The 14,018-nt window shown below is 66.4% G+C and carries 17 protein-coding genes and 3 tRNA genes; 13 read left to right on the top strand and 7 right to left on the bottom strand.

Features of this window, described 5'->3' with window-relative positions; genetic code table 11:
- The first annotated feature begins 254 nt into the window (after positions 1 to 254).
- The 11 genes from ACJH6I_RS07570 to rplA all read left to right on the top strand — a co-directional run bounded on the left by ACJH6I_RS07570 (position 255) and on the right by rplA (position 5,024).
- Positions 255 to 327, top strand: a tRNA-Thr gene (locus ACJH6I_RS07570).
- 67 nt (positions 328 to 394) lie between these two features.
- A tRNA-Met gene (locus ACJH6I_RS07565) sits at positions 395 to 471 on the top strand.
- Positions 472 to 506: 35 nt separating this feature from the next.
- Positions 507 to 674, top strand: a complete 168-nt coding sequence (gene rpmG, locus ACJH6I_RS07560; RefSeq protein WP_059015841.1) for a 50S ribosomal protein L33 — start codon at positions 507 to 509, stop codon at positions 672 to 674.
- 9 nt (positions 675 to 683) lie between these two features.
- Entirely contained in the window at positions 684 to 1,163 is a 480-nt protein-coding gene (hadA, locus tag ACJH6I_RS07555) for a (3R)-hydroxyacyl-ACP dehydratase subunit HadA (protein WP_212806967.1), read from the top strand.
- The gene (gene hadB / locus ACJH6I_RS07550; protein WP_212806966.1) at positions 1,150 to 1,578 is read left to right on the top strand and encodes a (3R)-hydroxyacyl-ACP dehydratase subunit HadB; all 429 of its coding nucleotides are present in this window, start codon (positions 1,150 to 1,152) and stop codon (positions 1,576 to 1,578) included. Before hadA ends, hadB begins: the two co-directional genes overlap by 14 nt.
- 2 nt (positions 1,579 to 1,580) lie before the next feature.
- On the top strand, positions 1,581 to 2,093 hold the full coding sequence (gene hadC, locus ACJH6I_RS07545; protein ID WP_212806965.1) for a (3R)-hydroxyacyl-ACP dehydratase subunit HadC: 513 nt from the start codon (positions 1,581 to 1,583) through the stop codon (positions 2,091 to 2,093).
- Positions 2,094 to 2,237: 144 nt separating this feature from the next.
- Positions 2,238 to 2,310: transfer RNA gene (locus ACJH6I_RS07540), tRNA-Trp, on the top strand.
- Between the two features lie 63 nt (positions 2,311 to 2,373).
- The gene (gene secE, locus ACJH6I_RS07535; protein ID WP_212806964.1) at positions 2,374 to 2,838 is read left to right on the top strand and encodes a preprotein translocase subunit SecE; all 465 of its coding nucleotides are present in this window, start codon (positions 2,374 to 2,376) and stop codon (positions 2,836 to 2,838) included.
- 136 nt (positions 2,839 to 2,974) lie between these two features.
- Positions 2,975 to 3,718, top strand: a complete 744-nt coding sequence (gene nusG, locus ACJH6I_RS07530; protein WP_406783900.1) for a transcription termination/antitermination protein NusG — start codon at positions 2,975 to 2,977, stop codon at positions 3,716 to 3,718.
- A 71-nt stretch (positions 3,719 to 3,789) separates the two neighbouring features.
- A complete protein-coding gene (gene rplK, locus ACJH6I_RS07525; RefSeq protein WP_020101322.1) occupies positions 3,790 to 4,221 on the top strand; it encodes a 50S ribosomal protein L11 in 432 nt (143 codons plus the stop codon).
- 92 nt (positions 4,222 to 4,313) lie between these two features.
- Positions 4,314 to 5,024 carry a 50S ribosomal protein L1 gene (gene rplA, locus ACJH6I_RS07520; RefSeq protein WP_061001845.1) on the top strand — a complete coding sequence of 237 codons (711 nt, stop codon included), beginning with the start codon at positions 4,314 to 4,316 and terminating at the stop codon, positions 5,022 to 5,024.
- A gap of 61 nt (positions 5,025 to 5,085) precedes the next feature.
- On the opposite strand, the gene ACJH6I_RS07515 is transcribed toward rplA, so the two are convergent.
- From ACJH6I_RS07515 to ACJH6I_RS07490, 6 genes are read right to left on the bottom strand one after another with little or no spacing between them, the layout of a single operon-like run.
- Positions 5,086 to 5,367 (bottom strand): hypothetical protein, encoded by a 282-nt coding sequence (locus tag ACJH6I_RS07515; RefSeq protein ID WP_318985731.1) that lies wholly within the window; start codon positions 5,365 to 5,367, stop codon positions 5,086 to 5,088.
- A 44-nt stretch (positions 5,368 to 5,411) separates the two neighbouring features.
- A complete protein-coding gene (locus ACJH6I_RS07510) occupies positions 5,412 to 6,440 on the bottom strand; it encodes an alpha/beta hydrolase (RefSeq protein WP_318985732.1) in 1,029 nt (342 codons plus the stop codon).
- A complete protein-coding gene (locus ACJH6I_RS07505) occupies positions 6,437 to 7,966 on the bottom strand; it encodes an NAD(P)/FAD-dependent oxidoreductase (protein WP_318985733.1) in 1,530 nt (509 codons plus the stop codon). Before ACJH6I_RS07505 ends, ACJH6I_RS07510 begins: the two co-directional genes overlap by 4 nt.
- Positions 7,963 to 9,489, bottom strand: coding sequence for an NAD(P)/FAD-dependent oxidoreductase (locus tag ACJH6I_RS07500; protein ID WP_318985734.1), 1,527 nt, complete (start codon positions 9,487 to 9,489; stop codon positions 7,963 to 7,965). The genes ACJH6I_RS07505 and ACJH6I_RS07500 overlap by 4 nt, the downstream gene beginning before the upstream one ends.
- Positions 9,490 to 9,494: 5 nt before the next feature.
- On the bottom strand, positions 9,495 to 10,358 hold the full coding sequence (locus ACJH6I_RS07495) for an SDR family NAD(P)-dependent oxidoreductase (RefSeq protein ID WP_318985735.1): 864 nt from the start codon (positions 10,356 to 10,358) through the stop codon (positions 9,495 to 9,497).
- On the bottom strand, positions 10,355 to 11,212 hold the full coding sequence (locus tag ACJH6I_RS07490) for an SDR family NAD(P)-dependent oxidoreductase (protein WP_318985736.1): 858 nt from the start codon (positions 11,210 to 11,212) through the stop codon (positions 10,355 to 10,357). The genes ACJH6I_RS07495 and ACJH6I_RS07490 overlap by 4 nt, the downstream gene beginning before the upstream one ends.
- 320 nt (positions 11,213 to 11,532) lie before the next feature.
- Here ACJH6I_RS07490 and ACJH6I_RS07485 point away from each other — a divergent pair, with 320 nt between their 5' ends.
- Positions 11,533 to 12,231 carry a TetR/AcrR family transcriptional regulator gene (locus ACJH6I_RS07485; protein ID WP_318985737.1) on the top strand — a complete coding sequence of 233 codons (699 nt, stop codon included), beginning with the start codon at positions 11,533 to 11,535 and terminating at the stop codon, positions 12,229 to 12,231.
- 79 nt (positions 12,232 to 12,310) lie between these two features.
- Positions 12,311 to 12,970, top strand: a complete 660-nt coding sequence (locus ACJH6I_RS07480) for a M15 family metallopeptidase (RefSeq protein ID WP_318985738.1) — start codon at positions 12,311 to 12,313, stop codon at positions 12,968 to 12,970.
- Between the two features lies 1 nt (position 12,971).
- Here ACJH6I_RS07480 and ACJH6I_RS07475 read toward each other — a convergent pair whose 3' ends face one another.
- The gene (locus ACJH6I_RS07475) at positions 12,972 to 13,916 is read right to left on the bottom strand and encodes an endonuclease/exonuclease/phosphatase family protein (protein WP_318985739.1); all 945 of its coding nucleotides are present in this window, start codon (positions 13,914 to 13,916) and stop codon (positions 12,972 to 12,974) included.
- Positions 13,917 to 14,018: the final 102 nt, after the last annotated feature.

Genomic DNA, 14,018 nt, shown 5'->3' with positions numbered 1-14,018 from the left:
TTCAGTGAGACGGGCGATTGAGCTCAGGGATCGTTTCGGCGCCGCAGAAGTACCTGACTTCAACCGATGAATAACCAAGGCGGCATTGGACGAGGCCAGGGACAAACCCGGAGCAAACCCGCGGCGGGACCGCCCGAACAGGCCGAAATAGTATGGTTGAGCTGCCGTTTTGGCAGGTGAAACCGCGAGACGGTAACCTCTTTAAGGCCCACGGGGCAGACGGTCGTAACCGACAGTTCGAAACCGAGGGTCAGGCCCCCTTAGCTCAGTCGGCAGAGCGTTTCCATGGTAAGGAAAAGGTCAACGGTTCGATTCCGTTAGGGGGCTCGGTGGACATATGGCGAGCGGAGCGACGGAAGTAAAAATCCGCCGCTGCGCCGCCTGTGTCTGTCGGGGCGGTGTAGCTCAGCTGGTTAGAGCGCACGACTCATAATCGTGAGGTCGGGAGATCGAGCCTCCCCACCGCTACCAGCACAACAGAGATTCGAAGCGAAAGAGGCAGAGACGTGGCGTCGAGTACCGACGTACGGCCGAAGATCACCTTGGCCTGCGAGGTGTGCAAGCACCGTAACTACATCACCAAGAAGAACCGCCGCAACGACCCGGATCGGCTCGAGCTGAAGAAGTTCTGCCCGAACTGCGGTACGCACCAGCCGCACAAAGAGTCGCGTTAGTCACTCGTCGTGGGTCTGGCGGACATTGTCGGCTATCACTACCGGCATCCCGAGTGCTACGAGGTCGGTCGCGAGAAGATCCGTGAGCACGCGACTGCCGTTCAGAACGACGACGCGTGTTTCCACCAGGAGTCGGCGGCCGCCGAGCTCGGCCACGACGCGCTGCTCGCGCCGCTGACCTTCATCTGCATCTTCGGCTACCAAGCCCAATTCGCGATGTTCGGCGATGCCGGCATCGCCATTTCTGATGCCCAGATCGTCCAGGTCGACCAGTCGCTGAAGTTCCTGCAGCCGATCAAGGCCGGGGACAAGCTGTACTGCGATGTGTACGTCGACTCGTTCCGTCAGGCACACGGCACCGACATCATCGTGACCAAGAACATCATCACGAATGACCGTGATGAGGTCGTGCAGGAGGCCTACACGACCTTGGCGGGTCGCTCGGGTGACGAGGACGGACAGGGAGGATTCTCAGATGGCACTTCGTGAGTTCAATTCGGTCAAGGTCGGCGACGCGCTGCCTGAGAAGACCTACCAGCTGACCCGGCAGGACCTGGTCAACTACGCCGGCGTCTCCGGCGACCTGAACCCCATCCACTGGGACGACGAGATCGCCAAGCAGGTCGGTCTGGACACCGCGATCGCCCACGGCATGCTGACCATGGGCCTCGGCGGCGGCTACATCACCAACTGGGTCGGCGACCCGGCTGCCGTGACCGAGTACAACGTCCGCTTCACCTCTGTGGTCCCGGTCCCGAACGACGGCGTCGGCGCTGAGCTCATCTTCAGCGGCCGCGTGAAGTCGGTCGACGAGGAATCCAAGTCGGTCACCATCGCGCTCTCTGCCACCACCGGCGGCAAGAAGATCTTCGGCCGCGCCGTCGCCACCGCGAAGTTGGCGTAGTCATGCCGCTGAATCCCAACATCCTGGGGATGGTCCACAAGTACCCGCAGGTCTTCGTCGTGGGCCGGGAGCAGGTCCGGCAGTACGCCAAGGCCGTCAAGTCCGACCACCCCGTTTCGATGGACGAAGCCGCCGCGGCCGAGTTGGGTCACAAGGCCATCGTCGCCGGCCCGACGTTCGTGGCGATCGTCGCACTGCTGGTCCAGCAGGACTTCTTCCGCGTCGTCGATGTCGGCATGGAGACCATGCAGATCATCCAGGTCGACCAGAAGTTCGTGTACCACCGCCCGATCCTGGTCGGTGACCGCTTGCACGCGACCGTCGAGATCATCTCCGTCGAGCACCGGTTCGGCGCCGACATCGTGATGACCCGCAACACCCTCACCGACGACGACGGCAGCGTCATCATGGAGGCCTTCACGACGTTGATGGGCCACGAGGGCGACAACTCGGTGTCGGTGCGCTACGACCGCGAAACGGGCCAGGTTTTGCGTTCGGCCGTCGGAGCGGATTAGTAACTCAGACTGGGGCCGATGTACACTCGGTCCTCGGGGATCCACCCTTTTCAGCGCGCTGTCCGTCGGTTACACATCGACCGATCGGGGAGCGCGCGAATTGTGTGAGGACCCAACCGGAAGCGCCGGCCTGGCCGGTGCTGAAGGGGCGTAGCTCAATTGGCAGAGCAGCGGTCTCCAAAACCGCAGGTTGCAGGTTCAAGTCCTGTCGCCCCTGCTCAACTGAATACCGATGTGGACACTGGAAATGTGACCACCTGGAACAGACGAAAGGCATGCGGTGAGCGACGAGCGCGATAGTGCCGGCTCCGCAGGCGCCGGTACTGATGCGGGCACCGACGCGAGCGAAAGCGAGTCGCAGGGCCAGACCGCAGTTGTGACGCGTCCGGCGCGTCCGACCGGAAAGCGGGCCCGGCGGGCCGTCGAGGTCGACGAGTCCGAATCGGACGTCGAGACCGGCGACACGGACTCCGACGCCGAGGACAGCGCGGCCGAGGCCGGCAAGAAGTCCAAGCCGAAGAAGGCTGACAAGTCCAAGAAGACGGGCCCCACTCGGAACCCGTTCGTGTTCGTCTGGAACTACCTCAAGCAGGTCGTCGCCGAGCTGCGCAAGGTCATCTGGCCGAACCGCAAGCAGATGATCGGTTACACGACCGTCGTGCTGGTGTTCCTGGTCTTCATGGTGGCGCTGATCGGTGGGGTCGATTTCGGTCTCGCCAAGCTCGTCATGTGGGTGTTCGGCTGACGCCGAGCGCCCGCCGGGACGAGCTCAAGAACGTAAGAGAGGACTGACTACCGTGACTTTCGATGGCGAGACACCTTCGGACGAGTCCGACGTGACCGCCGAGGCAGTCGAGTCGGTGGAGACCTCGGACGACACCGTGGACGCTGACGACACCCTGGACACCGACTCGGCCGACGCCGAGGAAGCGCCCGAGGCGACCGACGTGGTCGTCGACGAGACGGCGGAAGCCGTCGCCGAGGAGCCCGAGGACGAGGATCCCGCGGTCGCGCTGAAGAAGCAGCTGCGTCGTCAGGCAGGCGAGTGGTACGTCATCCACTCGTACGCCGGTTACGAGAACAAGGTGAAGGCCAACCTCGAGACCCGCGTGCAGAACCTGGACGTCGGCGACTACATCTTCCAGGTCGAGGTGCCGACCGAAGAGGTCACCGAGATCAAGAACGGCCAGCGCAAGCAGGTCAACCGCAAGGTGCTGCCGGGCTACATCCTGGTGCGCATGGACCTGAACGACGAGTCGTGGGGCGCCGTGCGCAACACCCCGGGTGTGACCGGGTTCGTCGGCGCGACCTCGAAGCCGTCGGCGCTGTCGCTCGACGACGTCGTGAAGTTCCTGCTGCCGCAGGGCGCCGCGAAGAAGCCCGCCAAGGCGACCGCGGCCGCCGCTACGTCGGGTGCCGACAGCGAAGCCACCCTCGCGCGTCCGGAGATCCTGGTCGACTTCGAGGTCGGCGAGTCGGTCACCGTCATGGACGGCCCGTTCGCCACGCTGCCCGCGTCGATCAGCGAGGTCAACGCCGAACAGCAGAAGCTCAAGGTGCTGGTGTCCATCTTCGGACGCGAGACACCCGTCGAATTGACCTTCACACAGGTCAGCAAGATTTAATCGCGAGCCTCGGCTCCCGGTTAGCAGGAACGTAGTCGCGCCGCGACTACCTAGAAAGGAACACCACACCAATGGCCCCGAAGAAGAAGAAGGTCGTCGGGCTGATCAAGCTTCAGATCCAGGCCGGCGCGGCCAACCCCGCCCCGCCCGTGGGTCCGGCGCTCGGCCAGCACGGCGTCAACATCATGGAGTTCTGCAAGGCGTACAACGCCGCGACAGAAAGCCAGCGTGGAAACGTCATCCCCGTCGAGATCAGCGTCTACGAGGACCGTACGTTCACGTTCGTCCTGAAGACCCCGCCGGCCGCCCGGCTGCTGCTCAAGGCTGCGGGTATCCAGAAGGGTTCGTCCGAGCCGCACAAGACCAAGGTCGCCAAGATCAGCTGGGACCAGGTCCGCGAGATCGCCGAGACCAAGAAGGAAGATCTCAACGCGAACGACATCGACGCCGCTGCCAAGATCATCGCCGGCACCGCGCGCTCGATGGGCATCACCGTCGAATAGTTCGTCCCGTACACGTCGGGTACTCGAACTGAGCAATACGTGGAAGAGCCCGCTTCGGCTCGCTAACCACAACCTCTGAACTGGAGATTCAAATGAGCAAGAACAGCAAGGCATACCGCGAAGCTGCCGAGAAGGTGGACCGCGACAACCTGTACACCCCGCTCCAGGCCGTCAAGCTGGCCAAGGAGACGTCCTCGAAGAAGCAGGATGCGACCGTCGAGGTTGCGATCCGGCTGGGTGTCGATCCTCGTAAGGCAGACCAGATGGTGCGTGGCACCGTCAACCTGCCGCACGGCACCGGTAAGACCGCCCGCGTAGTGGTGTTCGCGGTTGGTGAGAAGGCCGAGGCCGCTGTGGCCGCCGGCGCCGATGCCGTCGGTAGCGATGACCTGATCGAGCGTATCCAGGGTGGGTGGACCGACTTCGACGCCGCGATCGCGACGCCGGATCAGATGGCGAAGGTCGGTAAGATCGCCCGCGTCCTCGGCCCGCGTGGTCTGATGCCGAACCCGAAGACCGGCACCGTCACCCCGGACGTGGCCAAGGCCGTGTCCGACATCAAGGGCGGCAAGATCAACTTCCGCGTCGACAAGCAGGCCAACCTGCACCTGATCATCGGCAAGGCGTCGTTCGACGAGGTCAAGCTGGCCGAGAACTACGGTGCTGCGCTGGACGAGGTGCTGCGCGCCAAGCCGTCGTCGTCGAAGGGCCGTTACCTGAAGAAGGTCACCGTCTCGACGACCACCGGCCCGGGCATCCCGGTCGACCCGGCCGTCACCCGGAACTTCACCGAAGAGGCCTAAGCCGAATCCGATTTCACAAAGGACCCCCGTACGACTTCGGTCGTGCGGGGGTTCTTTGTTGTCAGACGTACCAGTGGATGGTGCGCAGTCCGCGGTACACCCGGCCGAAGAACTGCGTGTGCCGTCGGCGGAAGGTGTCGATGGCCGCCGGCGCCACACCGACTCTCGCGGCCGCCGGCAGCACGATCTGATCCCGAATTCCCATGTGGGCCTTCTCGATCAGCCGGATCACCGCATCCGCGGTGAAGTGGATGCGGTCCACCCCGCGCCAGAGCGCGGGAATCGGGGCCGGGCGTTGTTGCATCCAGGCGGTGATGCGTTGGCGAAACAGCGGTTGGGGCATGGAGATTCCGTTCTGTTCGGTTGCGAGGCGACGTTGTCGTCGGGTCATGCCGCCGTGCTGCGCCCGGTCGGTAGAGACGGGGCGTCGGTGTCGACGAATGCGCGGATGGTGCGGCCCATGTCGGATATGGCGGCCCGGGCATCCGGAAGGACGTCGGCCCCGGCGTGGAAGACGTGCAGTGCGCGATCCCAGATCTGCAGGGTGCAGGGCACCGCGGCCGCGCGGCAGCACTGAGCCAGTTGTTCGGCGTCGGCCAGGAGTACTTCGGTCGAGCCCACCTGGATGAAAACCGGTGGGAGCCCGGTGAAGTCGTGGTTCACCGGCGACCAGCGCGGGTCCAGCTCCCCGCCGGCAGCGAAACCGACCAGGGCGGGGACCGAGAGGGTGAAGGCCGACAACACGGCGTCCGTCCGATCGTTGGCGTGCGCGAGCCTGCGGGCCGGATCGAATTCGGCCCACGGCGCGATGGCGACGATGCCGCCGGGCATCGGCAGCCGGCGCTCGCGTGCGGCCAGCGCCGCGGCGAAGGCCAGGCCACCGCCCGCGGAATCGCCGGCGAACACGATCTTTTCGGGAGCGAAGCCCAACCCGAGCAGATGCTGGTAGGCATCCAGCGCGTCGGCGACGGTGTCGGTGATGTGGGCCGCCGGCAGTTGCCGGTAGTCGACGTTGAGCAGCGGGATTCCCGCGGCGCGGGCGATGCGGCCCGCGATCCGGCGATGGCTGTGCAGTCCACCAGCCACAAAACCACCGCCGTGGAAGTAGAGGATGGCACCGCCGGTGACGTCGTCGGGGCCGGCGATCGTCTTGTGCCACAGCCATTCCGCGCGGCAGGTGGCGAAGCGCAGGGCGCGGCGGCGGGTGCCGCGCGGCGGCCGTAGCGGAACGGTGATCAACTCGGCGAGGTTGGCGATGCGGAACGCGGGCGTGCCGCGCAGCGGACCGCGCCAGGCCAACCGGGCGATACCGTCGAGTGCGGGCCGAATCGTCCTGCGGCCCAGCGCATCGGCGACGCGTAATGACCGGCTCGCGCGGCTGGGCAACTCGATGGTCACCGGATCGATCGCGCTCATGCGCGCACTCCCTCGGTGGTGGCCGGGATTTCGTAGCGGTAGTCGTCCAGCGGGAATCTGCGGTTGCCGCGGCTGGCCTCGAAGAAACCGGAGGGACGGATGTATGTGGTGTCGCCCTGCGAGTTCCGGTAGTAGGTGGGCACATGCCCATTGAGGTCGCCGAGGTAGTAGCGCAACGGTTCCGCACGTCGGTAGGTCGTGCGATGGTAGGCGCCGGCGGCCTCCGGGCGAATCTCGCAGACGTGCGCCGCGCGGCGGCGGGTCTCGGTGATCGCGCGGACGGCGTGGTCCGCGGTCATCTCGACGAAAGCGTGCCAGCCCGACCCGGTCCACGAGTACGGGCCGCACAGCGTCCACCGGTTGGGCAGCCCCGGCACCGAGACGCTCTCGTACGCCTGCAGGCCTTCCTCGTTGTAGAACTTGGCGAGGTCGAAACCGGCCCGGCCCACGACGGTTCCCGGGCGATACGTTTCCGGATCGGAGAACACCTCGTAGCCGGTGGCCAGGATCAGCACGTCCAGCTTGTGGAGCATTCCGTCGCGGGTCCGGACGCCGGTCGGCGTGATCTTCTCGATGGGATCGGTCACCAGCGACACGTTGGTGCGGTTGTAGGCCTGCAGATATCCGTTGGACATGGTCGGCCGTTTGGCGAGCAGACCGAAGTTCGGTGTCAGCTTCGCGCTGGTTTCCGGGTCGTGCACCGTTCTGGCCACGAATCCGCGGTAGCCGCGGATGCAGAGCGCGTCGGCTCGATCCAGCGTCGAATGTGAGGTCCGCAGTGCCCCACGGAGAATCAGGTCGACCACGACCAGCACGCCGCCGTGGATCGTGGCCTGCACACCGGGGAAAGCCAGCACCTTCTTCATCACCGCCGGTACCCGGAAGTCGGGCTTGGGAATGGACCAGACCGGGGTGCGCTGGAACACCGTCAGGTGGCCGACCTCCGGTGCGATCGCCGGAATGATCTGCACCGCACTGGCTCCCGTGCCGATGATGCCGACGGCCTTGCCGGTCATGTCGTAGTCGTGGTCCCAATCGGTCGGCCGCTGCACCTTGCCCTTGAAGGATTTCGCGCCGGCAATCCCGACGTCCTCCTTGGGCCGGACGAACGCCCCCACCGCGCTGATCAGGAACCGCGCCGTGGTGACGGAGCCGTCGGCGGCATGCAGCTTCCAGAAGTTGCCGGTGTCGTCCCACTCCTCCCGTTCGACGTTGGTATTGAACCGGATACGCGGGTACAGCCCGTACTTTCGGGCCACATCGACGTGGTACTGCTTGACCTCCGCGCCTTTGGCGAAGAAACGATCCCAGTTGGCGTTGCGCGCAAACGAGTACTGATACGCGATGGTCGGGATGTCCACGCCGAGACCCGGGTAGTGGTTCTCGTGCCAGCTGCCGCCGACATCGTCGGCGCGCTCTAGGATGACGAAGTCGTCGATGCCGGCCTTGCGGAGCTTCACGCCCGCGGCGATACCGCCGGGCCCGGCGCCGATGACGGCGACCTCGAATTGCGGCGTCGTACTCATGCGCTCACCCCTTCGGGCACGTGCACGGTGTTGCGGGTGAAACGGTAGTCCGACAGCGGGAAATGCCGGTTCGCCCAACGCATCTCCAGAACCGTGGTCGGGCGGAACGCCGCGGCGTCGCCGTGATGATTGAGGTAATACGTGTTGGAGCCGCCACACGCCGAGGTCATCAGGGGAGTTCCGGCGACGCGCTTCTGCATGTCCGCGAAGAAGCGGTCGTGCGGCTCCTGCTTGACCTCGACGCGGGTGGCGCCACGCTGCCGGGCCTCGGTGATCACGCGCACGGCGTGGTCCCCGGTCGACTCGATCAACACCAGATACGAGCCCGGGGCGTAGGCGTACGGCCCGATGACGAGGAAGGCGTTGGGGAACTTCGGTGCCGAGACGCCCTGGTACGCCTGGTAGCGGTTGGCCTCCCAGAACTCGTTGAGATCGACGCCGTCACGGCCCAGGGTCGGGAACGGCGGCGTGCTGCCCTTGGCCATGACCTTGAATCCGGTGGCGCACACCAACACATCGATGTCGTGCGCCGCGCCGCCCTCGGTCACCACCGCGTCGGGGGTGACCTTCTCGATGGGGTCGGTCACCAGATCGACGTGCGGCAGGTTGTAGGTCTTGAAGTACTCGTTGTGCATCGACGGTCGCTTGCAGCCCAGCAGGTACTTCGGGGTGAGCTTCTCGCGCGTCACCGGATCCTTGACCTGCGTGCGCATCCAGAGTTTCAGCGCGGCTTCGGCGCCGCGGATGAGCGGCTGCATCCGCCGCCCGTGCAGCATGCCGGCGCCGACACCGAGTTCGACGCCCACCATGCCGATCGCGCGCAACGGCGCGCGCAGTATCGGGGTGCCCAGCACCGCCCTGGTGACCCGGCCCGTGTGCCAATCCGGCTTGGGCGCGACCCAGATCGGGGTGCGCTGGAACACCGTGAGGTGGGCGGCGACTTTGGCGACCTCCGGAATCAGTTGCAGCGCACTGGCGCCCGTGCCGATGACGCCGACCCGCTTACCGCGCAGATCGACGCTGTGATCCCAGGCGGCGGTGTGCAGCACCGTCCCGCCGAAGCTGTCGATGCCTGCGATATCCGGGAGGTTCGGCACCTCCAGGCCGCCGATGCCCGCGATGATGAACCGGGCCGTCACCTCGCCGGAATCGGTACTGACGTGCCAGATGTCGTTCGCCTCGTCGAACCGGCATCCGGTGACCGTGGTGTTCAGGCGCAGCTTCGGCCGCAGCCCGTGGGCATCCACGACCTCCTCGGCGTACGCCTGAATTTCATGGCCCGGGGCGAAAAGCCGCGACCAGTCGCCTTTTTGGTGATAGCTGAACTGATAGATGAACGACGGAATGTCGACCGCGACGCCGGGGTAGTGGTTGGCGTGCCACGTCCCGCCGACCTTGTCCCACTTGTCGAGGATGACGAAGTTCTCGATGCCGGCCTGCCGGAGCCGGACGCCGGCGTTGATGCCGCCGAAGCCCGCACCGATGACGACGACCTCGAATTCGGGGCTGGATGTCATTGTCATATCTCCTATTTCCCGGTCAGCCGGGCGAGTGCCTTGCCGGCGACCGGGATCACGGATTCGATGCGGTCGAAGGACGCGCGCGCGAGAACTGCGCGCGTGAGGCTGGGGGAGAACCGGAACAGCCCGTACAGCAGCCAAGATTCCGGTGCGACCGGTACGACGGCCGAATTCCACCGCACGGCCCGTTCGATCGCCCGGGCCACCTTCAGCGGTGAGGTGTAGGCATATCGCTGCATACCGCCCGCGCTCTCGCGCCACGCCGCCTGCTGCTCCGCGGTGAGTCCGGCCCGTTGGCCGTTGGCGAGCAGGTTGGTCCGGATGGCGCCCGGGCAGATCGCGGTGACGCCGATCCCTTTGCCGCGCAACTCCACTCGTAGCGCCTGCGAGGCCATCAGGACGGCCGACTTCGCGACGCCGTACGCGGGCTCGAGCCCCGATGGAAAGTACGCGGCCGCCGACGACAGATTGACGATGTGGCCGGGAATCCCGTCGTCGATCATCTGTTGCGCGAAGACCCGTGACCCGTAGATGACGCTCATCAGGTTGATGTCGATCTCACGCTGCCACTGCTCGGCGCTCATCTCCACGAACCCGCCGAGGTCCATGACGCCGGCGTTGTTGATCAGCACGTGGGGTGCACCGAAGTGGGCAAACATCCACTCGCCGAAGGCCTCCCACTCGTCTTCGGCAGCCACGTCCAGCCGGTAGGCGACGGCTTGGCCGCCTGCGCCGACGATCTGTTCGGCCGTCTCCTTCGCGGCCGGCATGTCGATGTCGGCGACGATGACCCGACCGCCTTTGGCGGCGAACAGCTTTGCCGTCTCACGCCCGATACCGGCACCCGCGCCGGTGACGATGACGTTCTTCATCGCTTCCCTCCGAACAGCCTGCCCGACAGGGCGACTGCCTTGTCGGCGATCGACATAGTGAACAGGCCGTAGAGACCGCGAGCGGCACTCGGCGACAGCCGGTACAGGTACCAGCCGGCCCAGGCCTCGACGCCGACAGGGACCGTCGAGAGATTCCAGCGCACCGCGCGTTCGATCGCGGCGGCCACCCGGTCGGGGGACCGGCCGATGTAACGGTGGCCGGCGGCGAGCTTGGCCGCCCAGTCCGAACTGTCGCTGTCGTCGACTCCGCCGCGAGTCCCGTTGGCGGCCAGGCTGGTCCGGATCAGCCCTGGGCAGATCGCGCTGACGCCGATGCCCTTGTCGCCGAACTCCGCACGTAGCGCCTGGGTGCCGAACCACGCACCGGCCTTGGCGACCACATACGAGGGGGCGATGGGCGTCGGCATGAAGGCGCCGACCGAACACACGTTGACGATGTGGCCGCGCACCCCGGCGTCGGTCATGCGTTGCACGAACAACCGGGATCCCACCAGGGGGCTCATCATGTTGATCTGGATCATCCGCCGCCAGTCCGCGTTGGACTGCTCCAGGAACCCGCCACCGATGAGGATGCCGGCGTTGTTGACGACGACGTCGGGCACGCCGTGTTCGGCGCACACCCGGTCGGTGAAATCCTCCCAGTCTGTGAGGTCGGCGACGTCGAGGCGCCGGAACACCGCGCGGCCACCCGACTCCTGGATGAGGTCGACCGTTTCCTTGCCGGTCTGCTCGTTGATGTCGGCCACGACGACCTCGGAGCCGTTGCGGGCGAACCGCACGGCCGTCGCACGTCCGATGCCGCTGCCGGCACCCGTCACCACTGCCACCGTCATGGCCGACATCCGTCGGTGGCGCTGGGCGAGCTGTGTGTATCGGTCATTTCGACTCCTCGGGTCGATCTCATGAAAAGAGTTGAGCGGTAATCAGTTTCGGTAGGCGGGAATGCGTCGCCGGGCCTACGCCGTGCTCATCGCGGGCATCGCCAGGGCGCCGCCGTCGGGCTGCTTGCCGTGGAGCCGATGTCACATTTCGGATAGTAGCCCTATTTGAATATGGGGGCAATATCAAATTTGGAGCGCGCCGAGGCGGTAGTCTGGCCTCTCGTCGGCGACCGGTGGGCGGACCTGCGGAGGACACTGTGGCGGCTCGGAAAGTGTTGACACGCGCAGAGAGTCAGGCGCAGACGCGCCAGGATGTGCTCGATTCGGCGGCGCGGCTCTTCTATGCGAACGGCTATCACGGCACCTCCATCGCAGCCATCGCGGCCGACGCCGGGCGCACCATCGGCGCTGTCTACAGCAACTTCGCGGGCAAAGAGGCGCTGTGCCTCGAAGTCCTCCGCACGAGGTACCTCGCGGAAACCACCAAACTGCTGGAAATGCTTGTCGGCGAATCTGATTCGATGGACGACAGGTTCGGGGCGCTGGCGACCTGGTGGTCCCGGTTGTCCACGGACATCCCGCTCACGGTGCTCGGTTCGGAGTACCTGTTGAGCACCTTGGGAGACCCGGAGCAGACCGCGGGGACGAGGGAAACCATCGACCGGTTCCGGGAGTCGGTCCGGGTGATGGTCGAGGACCTGATACCCGAGGGCGTGGAGGCCGCCGACCCGCGGTTGGACGAGGCGATCGACGCCATCGTGGCGACCGGAAGCGGATTGGCGATATCTCAGGCGATCGGGATGGCCGACGCCGACCAGAGTGCGGCGCTGCTGGTCACCACGCTGCGGATGTGGATGGATCGGTTGGCCACACCGCAGGCCGCGGATGATCAGTGCGACAAGCCCGGGCCGACGAAGAGCAAGCGGGCCGGCACCAAGAACACCAGGAAGCCGGCGTCGCCCAGCCGCTGAGCGCGCCGACCGCGTTGGCACACCGCGACATCCGGTGATCCCGTGGTTGTCCGGTGCCGGGATCTGGCAACCTCGACACATGTTCGTGCGAACACTCGTCGCCTTGGGCGCGCTGCTGTCGGTCGGGAACTTCGGGCCGGACCTCGGCGCGGCCTCGGCAGCACCACAGCCCGCCCCGCCGCCGGTGTCACCGCAGGCCGCCGCGGCCGGACTGATCGACGTCCGGACCGTCGTCCCCGATGCGGTGATCGACCTGCGCTACGCCACCCCGAACAACTTCGTCGGTGTCCCGCTGTATCCCGCCGATGCCCGGTGCCTGATCCACGAGTCCATGGCACCGGGGCTGGCCACCGCCGCCCGGATTCTGCGCGCGCACGGCGAGGTACTGACGTTCTGGGACTGCTACCGCCCGCATGACGTGCAGGTCCGGATGTTCCAGGCCGTGCCGGACCCGAACTGGGTCGCCAAACCCAGCCAGTTCGCACGCAGCCACGAGTCCGGTCGGTCGGTGGACGTCACCATCACCGGCGTCGACATGGGTACCGATTTCGATGACTTCACGCCGCGCGCGACGGCCTACGCGACGACGGGCGTCACCCCGGCACAGCAGGCCAACCGCGCGCGACTGCGCGACGCGATGGTCGCCGGTGGGCTGACTGTGTACCCGGGGGAGTGGTGGCACTTCAACGGGCCTGGCGCATCCGAGCCGCGCCCGATCCTCGACGTGCCGGTGAACTGAGTCAACCGGCGACCAACTGCGCCAGCAGGGCCCGGTGGTCGGAACCGGGTACCTGCAGCGTCCGCAGCGACGTGGCCACGTAGCCGCGCGTGAGGATGTGGTCGACCGCGAAGACCGGTGGCGCGACGATGTCGGACGGATGCGTGCGCACCACCCCGGCGCCGGCCTGTGCGCCGGCGTCCTGATAACCCTGCCGCAGCAGCCGGCGGAATTCCCGCATGTCCGGAGTCGCGTTCAGGTCACCGGCCAGCAGCACGGGGCCCGTGCTTGCCCGGGCAGCCGTCAGCAACGTGCCCGCCAGTCGCGCCAGGTCGTCGCGCCACCCCTGTAGCGGGTCGGGCCAGGGCGCGGACAGGTGCACCGTCAGCACGCGGGTGGGGGCGGGTGCCTCGGGCAGGTGGACGTCGGCGGCCAGCATTCCCAGCCAGAAGCCGTCGTCGATGCGGATGTCACTGATCGGGTGACGGCTCCAGAGGCCGACGCCACCGGGTTCGTCCATCTCGCGCAGCGCCCGGTGCGGGAACAGCCGGTCGAGCCCGGCCGCCTCCAGCCGTGCCAGCGCCGCGGGCGTGAGTTCTTGCAGCGCAACGATATCCGCGCTCTCCTCGGCGTACCGGACGACGGCTTCGGCGTCGGCCCGCCCGTAGCGCAGATTGGCCGACAGGAACCGCAGGGCCGTCCCCGACGGCGCCTTCGCGCGGCGGAACAGGGGCAGTTGTATGACGGCCGCGACGACGGTGGTGCCGACCGCGACCGCTGCCAGCGGCCAGTTTCCTGCGGCGCCGAACAGGATGGCGGCCACGGGGGCGCCGATGAGCGCATACGGGGCGCCGGCGGCCAGTGCCAACAGTGTGCGGTTGACGATGGGAACCCACCGCACCGCGAGGCCGGCCACCGCTGCGCACAGCGTGATGGCACCGGCGTATGTCAGAACTGAATGCCACATCGCGATGATTTGCCTCCGCACTTCTCGTGTTGGCCGTGCCGGCTCGCGTCGAGCTGTTCCGAAAATGTACCGGACGTATGTTCTGCCTCGTCCCGGTGACTT

It is taken from the genome of Mycobacterium sp. SMC-13, from assembly GCF_045311035.1.
In the GTDB taxonomy this organism is placed as follows: domain Bacteria; phylum Actinomycetota; class Actinomycetes; order Mycobacteriales; family Mycobacteriaceae; genus Mycobacterium.
This window is presented reverse-complemented; position numbering and strand designations above follow the sequence as displayed.

Coding starts and splice junctions, on each gene's coding strand:
- ACJH6I_RS07515 (WP_318985731.1), bottom strand. CDS start 5,367: ATGCCCCAACCGCTGTTTCGCCAACGCATCACCGCCTGGATGCAACAA.
- hadB (WP_212806966.1), top strand. CDS start 1,150: ATGGCACTTCGTGAGTTCAATTCGGTCAAGGTCGGCGACGCGCTGCCT.
- ACJH6I_RS07505 (WP_318985733.1), bottom strand. CDS start 7,966: ATGAGTACGACGCCGCAATTCGAGGTCGCCGTCATCGGCGCCGGGCCC.
- ACJH6I_RS07510 (WP_318985732.1), bottom strand. CDS start 6,440: ATGAGCGCGATCGATCCGGTGACCATCGAGTTGCCCAGCCGCGCGAGC.
- ACJH6I_RS07500 (WP_318985734.1), bottom strand. CDS start 9,489: ATGACAATGACATCCAGCCCCGAATTCGAGGTCGTCGTCATCGGTGCG.
- ACJH6I_RS07495 (WP_318985735.1), bottom strand. CDS start 10,358: ATGAAGAACGTCATCGTCACCGGCGCGGGTGCCGGTATCGGGCGTGAG.
- ACJH6I_RS07490 (WP_318985736.1), bottom strand. CDS start 11,212: ATGACGGTGGCAGTGGTGACGGGTGCCGGCAGCGGCATCGGACGTGCG.
- ACJH6I_RS07475 (WP_318985739.1), bottom strand. CDS start 13,916: ATGTGGCATTCAGTTCTGACATACGCCGGTGCCATCACGCTGTGCGCA.
- rplK (WP_020101322.1), top strand. CDS start 3,790: ATGGCCCCGAAGAAGAAGAAGGTCGTCGGGCTGATCAAGCTTCAGATC.
- rplA (WP_061001845.1), top strand. CDS start 4,314: ATGAGCAAGAACAGCAAGGCATACCGCGAAGCTGCCGAGAAGGTGGAC.
- ACJH6I_RS07480 (WP_318985738.1), top strand. CDS start 12,311: ATGTTCGTGCGAACACTCGTCGCCTTGGGCGCGCTGCTGTCGGTCGGG.
- hadC (WP_212806965.1), top strand. CDS start 1,581: ATGCCGCTGAATCCCAACATCCTGGGGATGGTCCACAAGTACCCGCAG.